Origin of the sequence: Streptomyces bambusae (genome assembly GCF_019400985.1) — a bacterium.
GTDB lineage: Bacteria > Actinomycetota > Actinomycetes > Streptomycetales > Streptomycetaceae > Streptomyces > Streptomyces bambusae_A.
The window spans coordinates 1-9,144 of the sequence record NZ_WTFF01000295.1; the positions used below are offsets into that span (position 1 = coordinate 1).

At 74.2% G+C, this 9,144-nt stretch carries 8 protein-coding genes; 2 read left to right on the plus strand and 6 right to left on the minus strand.

Annotated features, from left to right (window positions below; genetic code table 11):
• Both GPJ59_RS37900 and rsmI read right to left on the minus strand, forming a co-directional pair.
• The coding region (locus GPJ59_RS37900; protein ID WP_374200937.1) for a hypothetical protein at nt 1–454 on the minus strand (454 nt) is incomplete at its 3' end.
• 160 nt (nt 455–614) lie between these two features.
• Entirely contained in the window at nt 615–1,493 is an 879-nt protein-coding gene (gene rsmI, locus GPJ59_RS28950) for a 16S rRNA (cytidine(1402)-2'-O)-methyltransferase (RefSeq protein WP_219670657.1), read from the minus strand.
• 96 nt (nt 1,494–1,589) lie between these two features.
• Here rsmI and GPJ59_RS28955 point away from each other — a divergent pair, with 96 nt between their 5' ends.
• Together GPJ59_RS28955 and GPJ59_RS28960 are read left to right on the plus strand one after the other, a co-directional pair.
• On the plus strand, nt 1,590–3,281 hold the full coding sequence (locus GPJ59_RS28955) for a dolichyl-phosphate-mannose--protein mannosyltransferase (protein ID WP_258025074.1): 1,692 nt from the start codon (nt 1,590–1,592) through the stop codon (nt 3,279–3,281).
• A gap of 140 nt (nt 3,282–3,421) precedes the next feature.
• Nucleotides 3,422–5,047, plus strand: a complete 1,626-nt coding sequence (locus tag GPJ59_RS28960) for a penicillin-binding transpeptidase domain-containing protein (RefSeq protein WP_219670663.1) — start codon at nt 3,422–3,424, stop codon at nt 5,045–5,047.
• A gap of 245 nt (nt 5,048–5,292) precedes the next feature.
• Here GPJ59_RS28960 and GPJ59_RS28965 read toward each other — a convergent pair whose 3' ends face one another.
• From GPJ59_RS28965 to GPJ59_RS28980, 4 genes are all read right to left on the minus strand, one after another.
• Nucleotides 5,293–6,456, minus strand: a complete 1,164-nt coding sequence (locus tag GPJ59_RS28965) for a serine hydrolase domain-containing protein (protein WP_219670658.1) — start codon at nt 6,454–6,456, stop codon at nt 5,293–5,295.
• A 113-nt stretch (nt 6,457–6,569) separates the two neighbouring features.
• Nucleotides 6,570–7,346, minus strand: a complete 777-nt coding sequence (locus tag GPJ59_RS28970; RefSeq protein WP_219670659.1) for an energy-coupling factor ABC transporter ATP-binding protein — start codon at nt 7,344–7,346, stop codon at nt 6,570–6,572.
• The gene (gene cbiQ / locus GPJ59_RS28975; RefSeq protein WP_219670660.1) at nt 7,343–8,104 is read right to left on the minus strand and encodes a cobalt ECF transporter T component CbiQ; all 762 of its coding nucleotides are present in this window, start codon (nt 8,102–8,104) and stop codon (nt 7,343–7,345) included. The genes GPJ59_RS28970 and cbiQ overlap by 4 nt, the downstream gene beginning before the upstream one ends.
• Before the next feature lie 15 nt (nt 8,105–8,119).
• On the minus strand, nt 8,120–9,144 hold a 1,025-nt coding region (locus GPJ59_RS28980; RefSeq protein ID WP_219670661.1), incomplete at its 5' end, for an energy-coupling factor ABC transporter permease.

Below are 9,144 nucleotides of genomic sequence, written 5' to 3' on the forward strand. Positions count from 1 at the left end.
CCGCCCCCGCCGCGTGCCGGCCGGTGTGCCGGCCCTCGTGCCGCCGGCCCTCGTGCCGCCGGCCCTCGTGCCGCCGGCGCTCGTACGCCTCGTCGATCGTGGCCGGGACCGGGCCGGCGATGCCGGGTGCGATCCGCGCGTGGTGGTAGAGCCGGTCGAGCGTGCCGAGCACCGAGCCGACCTGGCCCTCGCGCATGATCCGCACCACGTGCCCGCCGCAGTTGTGGCAGGTCGGGTTGGACAGCGGCGACGGAACCCGTTCACCGCCGGCCTTGTAGATGATGAACGGCTGTCCCTTTGCGTCCGTGTGGTGCTCTATCTCGTACGACTGCTCCCAGCCGTACCCGCACCGCATGCACGCGAAGGAATAGGCCTCGTGGACGATCTGGACCCCGGGGTACACAGGCGCCGGGGCCGCGGGGGCGGGAATCGGAGTGTCAGCGATCTCACTCATGCCAGCTCCTCTGGTCCGCTGGTGTCTTTCGCCAGTGGACGCCTATCCGGCCAGGAGCGCATCAGGCCCTGTCGAGTGTTGGACGGCCTTTGGGACACTCATTCCCGAAGCGCCCGGTGCGCGGTCCGAGCTTTGCTTTTCAGGTTAGCTCTTTACCGTTCTACGGCGCCTTTTGTGCCGCATTCTTTGCCGCCACGACGGCGTCGAAGACCTCCCGCTTGGGTAGCCCGGCCTCCGCCGCGACCGCCGCGATGGCGTCCTTGCGCCGCTCCCCCGCCTCTTCGCGCACCCGCACCCTGCGTACCAGCTCCTCGGCGTCCACCTCGCCGGGCGCGGCCTCGGGGGCGCCCTCGACCACGACGGTGATCTCGCCGCGTACGCCCTCGGCCGCCCATGCGGCCAGCTCGCCCAGCGGCCCGCGCTTGACCTCCTCGTAGGTCTTGGTCAGCTCGCGGCAGACCGCGGCGCGCCGGTCGGCGCCGAAGACCTCGGCCATCGCGGCCAGGGTGTCGTCGAGCCGGTGCGGCGCCTCGAAGTAGACCAGCGTGCGCCGCTCGGCCTCGACCTCGCGCAGCCGGCCGAGCCGTTCGCCGGCCTTGCGGGGCAGGAAGCCCTCGAAGCAGAAACGGTCCACCGGCAGCCCGGACAGCGCGAGCGCGGTCAGGACGGCGGACGGGCCGGGCACGGCGGTGACCTTGATGTCCCGCTCCACGGCGGCCGCGACGAGCCGGTAGCCGGGGTCGGACACCGACGGCATGCCGGCGTCGGTCACCAGCAGCACCCGCGCCCCGCCGGCCAGCGCCTCGACCAGCTCCGGGGTGCGGGCGGACTCGTTGCCCTCGAAGTACGACACGACACGCCCGGTCGTGTGCACCCCCAGGCCCTGGGTCAGCCGCCGCAGCCGCCGGGTGTCCTCGGCGGCCACCACGTCGGCGCGCTCCAGCTCGGCGGCGAGCCGGGGCGGGGCGTCCGCGAGGTCGCCGATGGGGGTGCCGGCCAGGACGAGGACACCGGTCGGGTCGGTCTGCGTAAGTGTCACCGGCCCATCCTCTCAGCCCGCGGATCAGCCCGCGGACCGGTACCGGGGCGCGCCCACAGGCGCGTTCCCTACGATGACCCGGTGACCATGACCGCGATGCCGCCGCAGCCCCCCGCGACCAGCCCCGCCGGGCGGGGCTCCGAGCGCGACGACGTACGGGACGACGTGCGGGCGCGGCTGGTCCCGCCGTACGCGCGGCCGTCGGTGCACCTGTGGACGGCGCTGGGGGTGCCCGTCCCCGCCAGGGCCGCGGTGGAGAGGCTGCTGGCCTGGGTGGGGCCGCTGCTGGTGGCGCTGGTCGCCGGGGTGCTGCGGTTCTGGCACCTGGGCAGCCCGAAGGCGGTGATATTCGACGAGACGTACTACGCCAAGGACGCCTGGGCCACCGTTCGGCAGGGCTACGAGGCGAGTTGGCCCAAGGACATCGACAAGTCGGTCATCGCCAACCCGGACGGGGTGGCGCTACCGCTGGACCCCGGGTACGTGGTGCACCCGCCGGTCGGCAAGTGGGTGATCGGGCTGGGCGAGTGGTTCTTCGGCTTCACCCCGTTCGGCTGGCGCTTCATGACGGCGCTGCTGGGCACCCTGTCGGTGCTGATGCTGTGCCGGATCGGGCGGCGGCTGTTCCGCTCGACGTTCCTGGGCTGCCTGGCGGGGACGCTTCTCGCCGTGGACGGCCTGCACCTGGTGATGAGCCGCACCGCCCTGCTCGACCTGGTGCTGATGTTCTTCGTGCTGGCCGCCTTCGGGGCGCTGCTGATCGACCGGGACCGGGCGCGGGCGCGGCTGGCCGCGGCCCTGCCGGTGGACGCCGAGGGGCGGACCCGGCCGGACGCGGTGGTCGCGGAGACCCTGCGGCTGGGCTGGCGGCCGTACCGGATCCTGGCGGGCGTGTGCCTGGGGCTGGCGTTCGGCACCAAGTGGAACGGCCTGGTGGTGCTGGCCTTCTTCGGGGTGCTGACCGTCATGTGGGACGCCTCGGCGCGCCGGGTCGCCGGCGGCGGCGATCCGTACACGGCGATGCTGCGGCGCGACGCGCTGCCGGCCTTCGTGTCCACCGTGCCGGTGGCGTTCGCGGTGTACCTGGCGTCGTGGACGGGCTGGCTCCTCAGCCCGGACGACGGCAAGGGCGGCTACTTCCGGGACTGGGCGGCCAAGCAGGGCGACGGCGGCTTCTGGTCCTTCCTGCCGGACTGGCTGCGCAGCCTGTGGCACTACGAGACGGAGGTCTACAAGTTCCACGTGGGCCTGACCTCGGGCCACACCTACGAGTCCAACCCGTGGAGTTGGCTGGTCCTGGGCCGGCCGGTGTCGTACTTCTACGAGTCCCCGGCGCCCGGTACGGACGGCTGCCCGGCCACGGAGGCCGGCAAGTGCGCCCGCGAGGTGCTGGCGCTGGGCACGCCGCTGCTGTGGTGGACGGCCTGCTTCGCCGTGCTGTACGTGCTGTGGCGCTGGGTCTTCCGGCGGGACTGGCGGGCGGGAGCGGTGCTGTGCGCGCTGGCCGCCGGCTATCTGCCCTGGTTCAACTACCAGGAGCGGACCATCTTCTACTTCTACGCGGTGGTCTTCGTCCCGTACCTGTGCCTGGCGGTGGCGATGATGATCGGCGCGCTGCTGGGGCCGGCGGGCTCGACGGAACGGCGGCGCGCGATCGGCGCGATCGGCGCGGGCGTCCTGGTCCTGCTGATCGTGTGGAACTTCATCTACTTCTGGCCCGTCTACACCGGCCAGACCCTGCCGATGGACTCGTGGCGTGGCCGGATGTGGCTGGACACCTGGGTCTGAGCCACCGTCTGGCCGGTCCACACCGGCCAGACCCTGCCCATGGACTGTGGCATGGCCGGATGTGGCTGGACACCTGGGCCTGAGCCGTTGAACATGTTCAGGCAACCGTTACGGTTGTGACTCCTGGGGAGGGGATGAGCATGAACGGGGCGGCGAAGGGCGCCATCGTCGGCGGGGTGTTCCTGGCGATGGTGGCGGGGGCCGGGTACGGGGTGTACACGCTGGTCGACGACTCGGGCAGCGGTGGCACGAGCGGTACGGCGGCCGCGGCTGCGAAGAGCAGCGGGCCGCCGACCGAGAAGGAAGTCGCCGGCACCGCCGCGGCGTTCCTCGCGGCCTGGGCGGACGGCGACGCGGCGAAGGCGGCCGGGCTCACCAACAACGACGCTGCCGCGCAAGCGGCCGTGGCCGGCTTCCGGTCGGCCGCGCACGTCTCCAAGGCACAGATCACTCCCGGTACGCCGACCGGGACCACCGTGCCCTTCTCCGTCACCGCCGAGGTGACGTACGAGGGGGTCACCAAGCCGCTCGCCTACGAGTCCAAGCTGACCGTCGTACGCGGCGCCACCACCGGCAAGGCCCTGGTGGACTGGCAGCCCTCGGTGCTCCACCCCCAGCTCCAGCGCGACGAGAAGCTGCGCGCGGGCACGGCGGCGACCCCGCCGGTGAAGGCCGTGGACCGCGGCGGCGAGGAGCTGACCGCCGAGAAGTACCCCTCGCTGCGGCCGGTACTGGAGGCGCTGCGCCAGACCTACGGCGCGAAGGCGGGCGGCAGGCCGGGCGTCGAGCTGTGGATCGAGCCGGCCGCGCCGGGCGCGCCCCGGCGTACCCTGCTGACCCTGGCCGAGGGCGAGCCGGGCCGGATCGAGACCCGGCTGGACGCGAACGTGCAGGCGGCGGCCGAGAAGGCAGTCGCGAAGTACCCGGAGTCCTCGGTGGTCGCGGTCAAGCCCAGCACCGGCGACATCCTGGCCGTGGCCAACAACCGCAAGGACGGCTTCAACGCCGCCATGCAGGGCTCGCGGGCCCCCGGTTCCACCCTGAAGATCATGACGGCGGCGATGCTGCTGGACCGGGGCCTGGTGGCGGCCGACAAGGTCGCGGCCTGCCCGCCCACGGCCTCCTGGGACGGCAAGCCCTTCCGCAACCTCGGCGGCTTCGCGATGGAGGGCGAGACCTTCGCCACGAGCTTCGCCAGGTCCTGCAACACCGCCTTCATCAGCCTGATCGACGACGTCAAGGACAACGGGGCCCTGCCGCGCGAGGCCCGGGAGGTCTTCGGTATCGGCCTGGACAACTGGAAGACCGGCATCCCGTCGTTCGACGGCAAGGTGCCCGAGGTCTCCGGCCCGGCGGCGGCCGCCGCGTACATCGGCCAGGGCCAGGTCCAGATGAACCCGCTCACCATCGCCTCGATCACGGCGACGGCGCGGACGGGCGTCTTCCGGCAGCCGGTCCTCGTCCCGGCCGGGCTGGACGGGCGGCCGCTGGCGAAGGCCGCGCGGGCGATGAAGCCGTCGGTGTCGGCGCAGCTGGTGAGGATGATGCGGCAGACGGCCGTCAGCGGCACCGGGGCCGGGGCGATGGCCTCGGTCGGCGGGGACAAGGGTGCGAAGACCGGCTCGGCGGAGGTGGACGGCAAGGGCAGCCCGGACAGCTGGTTCACGGGCTTCAGCGGGGACGTCGCCGCGGCCGCGATGGTCGAGGGCGGCGGGCACGGCGGGGATGCGGCGGGGCCGGTGGTGGCGGCGGTGCTGCGGTCCTGAGGCGGGGCCGGGCCGCTGCGCGGGGCCTCTTCCCCTCCCCGCCCCTTCCCGAACCGGGGGCTCCGCCCCCGTACCCCCGCGCCTCAAACGCCGGCGGGGCTGGGATATGCCGCGCAGCGGCACATCCCAGCCCGCGCGGCGTTTGAGCGCACCGGGCGCGGAGCGTACGGAACGGGGTCCGGGGCGGAGCCCCGGTTACGGGAAGGGGCGGGGAGGGGAAAGGCCCCGCGCAGCGGCCCGCCCCGTCAGCCGCCCAGGCAGCCCCGCAGTGCCCGGACCAAGGCCTGGGCGCGGGGGTCCGCCGTGACGGACTTGGCCAGGGCGTTGGTGACGTAGCCGAAGCCGATGCCGGCGTCGGGGTCGGCGAAGGCGAGGGAGCCGCCGCGGCCGGGGTGCCCGTACGAGGCCGGGGAGAGCAGCGGGGAGGCCGGGCCGTGCAGCATGTAGCCGGGGCCGAAGCGGGTGTTCACGACCAGGACCCGGTCCGGGCCGGCCGCGAACTCCTTGCCGGCGAGCGCCGTGGTCGCCGGGGTGAAGATCCGCGCGCCGTCCTCGACCACGCCGAAGGTGGCCGCGTAGAAGCGGGCCAGGGCGCGGGCGGTGCCGATGCCCGCGGAGGCGGGCAGTTCGGCGGCCCGGTAGCCGGGGTCGTTCTCGTCGGGCAGCGGGTCGATCGCGGCGAAGGCGCGGCGGGTGAGGGAGGCGGGGTCGGCGTAGGCCTCGGAGACGTTGCGCCGCGGCCGGGTCCGCAGCAGGCCGGCGCTCTCGGGCGGTTCGACGGCACCCACCCGGCCCACCCGGTGGGTCTCGGTGTCGGGCAGCCCGATCCAGAAGTCCAGTCCCAGGGGCTCGGCGATCTCCTCGGCCCATATGTGGCCCAGGGTGCGGCCGGTGGCCCGCAGCACCAGCTCGGACAGCAGCCAGCTGAAGGTCTGGGCGTGGTAGCCGTGTGCGGTGCCGGGCTCCCAGAAGGGGGCCTGCGCGGCGATCGTGCGCGGCCCGGACGCCCCGTCGGCGGCCTCGGCGGGGGTCAGCCCCCGGTCGAGGGCGGGTACGCCGGCCTGGTGGGCGAGGAGGTGCCGGACGAGGGTGTGCTCCTTGCCCGCCGTCTTGTACTCCGGCCAGTACGAGCCCACGGGCGCGTCGAGGTCCAGCAGGCCCTGCTGCTGGAGCAGGAGCACGACGGCGGCGGCGACGCCCTTGGTGGCGGAGCGGACGATCTGGGCGGTGCCGGCGGTCCACGGCTCGGAGCCGTCGACGTCCGCGGTACCGGCCCACAGGTCCACGACCGGGCGCCCGTCCCGGTACACGGTCACGGCCGCGCCGCGGTCCCCGAGCACCTCGAAGTTGCGCGCGAACGCGTCCCTGACGGGCTCGAAGCCCTCCGCCACCACACCCTGGATGTCCACGAGCGGGTGCAACGCAGCCCGGTGGCCGGTTATGCCACTACCGGCCGGTAAGAGATCTACGCCACGGTCCGGCCCGCGTCATGCCGCTCGCCGTGCCCCGGCCGCATGCGGTCCTACGCCACCGCGACCGAGGCCGGGTCGAAGCCGAAGGGCAGTTCCAGGCGGTGGGCGCGCATCAGCGGCTCGTCGCACAGCAGGTCCTGGGTGGGGCCGTCGGCGGCGATGACGCCCTCGCTGAGGACCACCGAGCGCGGGCACAGCTCCAGCGCGTAGGGCAGGTCGTGGGTGACCATCAGGACGGTGACGTCCAGGGAGCGCAGGATGTCGGCCAGTTCGCGGCGCGAGGCCGGGTCCAGGTTGGAGGAGGGCTCGTCAAGGACCAGGATCTCCGGCTCCATGGCGAGCACGGTGGCGACGGCCACCCGGCGGCGCTGGCCGAAGGACAGGTGGTGCGGCGGGCGGTCGGCGAAGTCCGCCATGCCGACCCGGTCCAGGGCGGCCCGCACCCGCTCCTCCAGCTCGGCCCCGCGCAGTCCGGCGGCCGCCGGGCCGAAGGCGACGTCCTCGCGCACGGTCGGCATGAACAGCTGGTCGTCGGGGTCCTGGAAGACGATGCCGACCCGGCGCCGGATCTCGGCGTAGTGCTGCTTGGCGACCGGCAGGCCGGCCACCGTCACGGTGCCCACGCCGCCGCCGAGGATGCCGTTGAGGTGCAGGACGAGGGTGGTCTTGCCGGCTCCGTTGGGGCCGAGCAGGGCGACCCGCTCGCCCTTGCCGACGGTCAGGTCCACGCCGAACAGGGCCTGGTGGCCGTCCGGGTAGGCGTAGGCGAGGCCGGAGACCTCCAGCGAGGGCGTGGCATCGCCAGGGTTGGCGGGGGTGTGGTTCACAGTGCGTATCCCATCACGCAGACGGCGAGCGCCGTGGCGGGCAGTGCGGCCGCGTACGCCCACTGGGCCCGCGTGGCCGCGGTCTCGTCGAGCATCGGCATCGTCCCGGTGTAGCCGCGGCTGACCATCGCGAGGTGGACGCGCTCGCCGCGCTCGTAGGAGCGGATGAACAGCGCGCCCGCCGTCCTGGCCAGTACGCCCCAGTGCCGTACGCCGCGCGCCTCGAAGCCGCGCGAGCGCCGGGCGACGGACATGCGGCGCAGCTCGGCCGTGACGACGTCGCCGTAGCGGATCATGAACGAGGCGATCTGGACGAGCAGGGAGGGCAGCCCGAGCCGCTGCAGGCCCGTCAGCAGGGCGCGCAGCTCGGTGGTGGAGGCGAGCAGGACGGACGCGGCGACGCCGAGGGTGCCCTTGGCGAGCACGTTCCAGGCGCCCCACAGGCCGGAGACGCTGAGGGACAGGCCGAGGACCGGGGTCCGCTCGCCCTCCGCGACGAAGGGCATGAGCAGCGCGAAGGCCACGAACGGAATCTCGATCAGCAGCCGCTTCAGCAGGAAGCCGGCCGGGATCCGGGCGGTCGCGGCGACGGCGCCGAGCAGGACGGCGTACGCGCCGAAGGCCCACATCGCCTCGCGCGGGGTGGCCACGACCAGGACGACGAAGCCGAAGGTGGCGGCGATCTTGCAGTGCGGAGGCAGTGCGTGCACGGGCGAGTGCCCGGGTCGGTGCAGGAGGTGGCTGTGGCCGGCGCCCATGGGTACGTCTCCTGCTCAGACCGCGTCCGCGCGGCGGCGGCCGCGGGCGGCCCAGAACACGCCGGTGCCGACGGCGACGGTCGCGCCGACGCCGATCGCGCCCGCGAGGCCGCCGGACAGCCGCTCGTCGGCGACGTCCTTGACCGCGTAGTCGGCGAGCGGGGAGCCGGCCGCCGCGTGCTCCTGGGCCCGCTGGTCGATGCCGTGGTCGGCGGCGACCTTCTCCAGGCCGTCGGGGTCGGCGGAGGCGTAGAAGGAGACGACGCCGGCGAGGACGAGGGCGGTGGCCAGGCCGGTGGCCCACAGCGCGGCGGCGGACCGGGCCGGGGCGGGGGCGGCCGGGGCCGCGGCGGGGGCGTCGACCAGCTCGCCGCCGATGCGCAGCTTGAGCGGGGTGGTCAGGCCGCGCGCGCCGTGCACGAGGTCGGGGCGTACGGCGAGGACGGCGCCGACGGTGGCGGCGGTGATCGCGCCCTCGCCGATGCCGATGAGGGTGTGGACGCCGACCATCGCGGTGAGCACCTTGCCGACGGAGACGTCGGTGGTGCCGCCGATGGCGAAGAGGGCGGTGAAGAACGCGGCGGCGGCCGGTACGGAGACCAGGGCGGCGGCGAACGAGGCCACGGTGACCGAGCGCCGCTTGGCGGGCAGCAGGGCGAGCAGGCCGCGGAAGACGGCGTAGGCGGTGACGACGGTGACCACGCCCATGGTGGTGATGTTGACGCCGAGGGCGGTCAGGCCGCCGTCGGCGAACAGGATGCCCTGCATGAGCAGGACCACGGAGACGCACAGGACGCCGGTCCAGGGGCCGACGAGTATCGCGGCGAGTGCTCCGCCGAGCAGGTGGCCGCTGGTGCCGGCGCCGACGGGGAAGTTCAGCATCTGCACGGCGAAGATGAAGGCGGCGACCAGGCCGGCCAGCGGGGCGGTGCGCTCCGCGCCGAGGCCGCCGGTGTCGCCCGCGCCGGCGAGTTCGCGGCGGGCGCCGCGCAGGGCGGCGCCGTGGGGTGCAGGGGGGTGGGGGGCGGGGCGCGGGGGGG

Bases quoted from the DNA above. Each gene is read 5' to 3' on its own strand.
- GPJ59_RS28955 (WP_258025074.1), top strand. From the start codon at position 1,590: ATGCCGCCGCAGCCCCCCGCGACCAGCCCCGCCGGGCGGGGCTCCGAG.
- GPJ59_RS28960 (WP_219670663.1), top strand. From the start codon at position 3,422: ATGAACGGGGCGGCGAAGGGCGCCATCGTCGGCGGGGTGTTCCTGGCG.
- cbiQ (WP_219670660.1), bottom strand. From the start codon at position 8,104: ATGGGCGCCGGCCACAGCCACCTCCTGCACCGACCCGGGCACTCGCCC.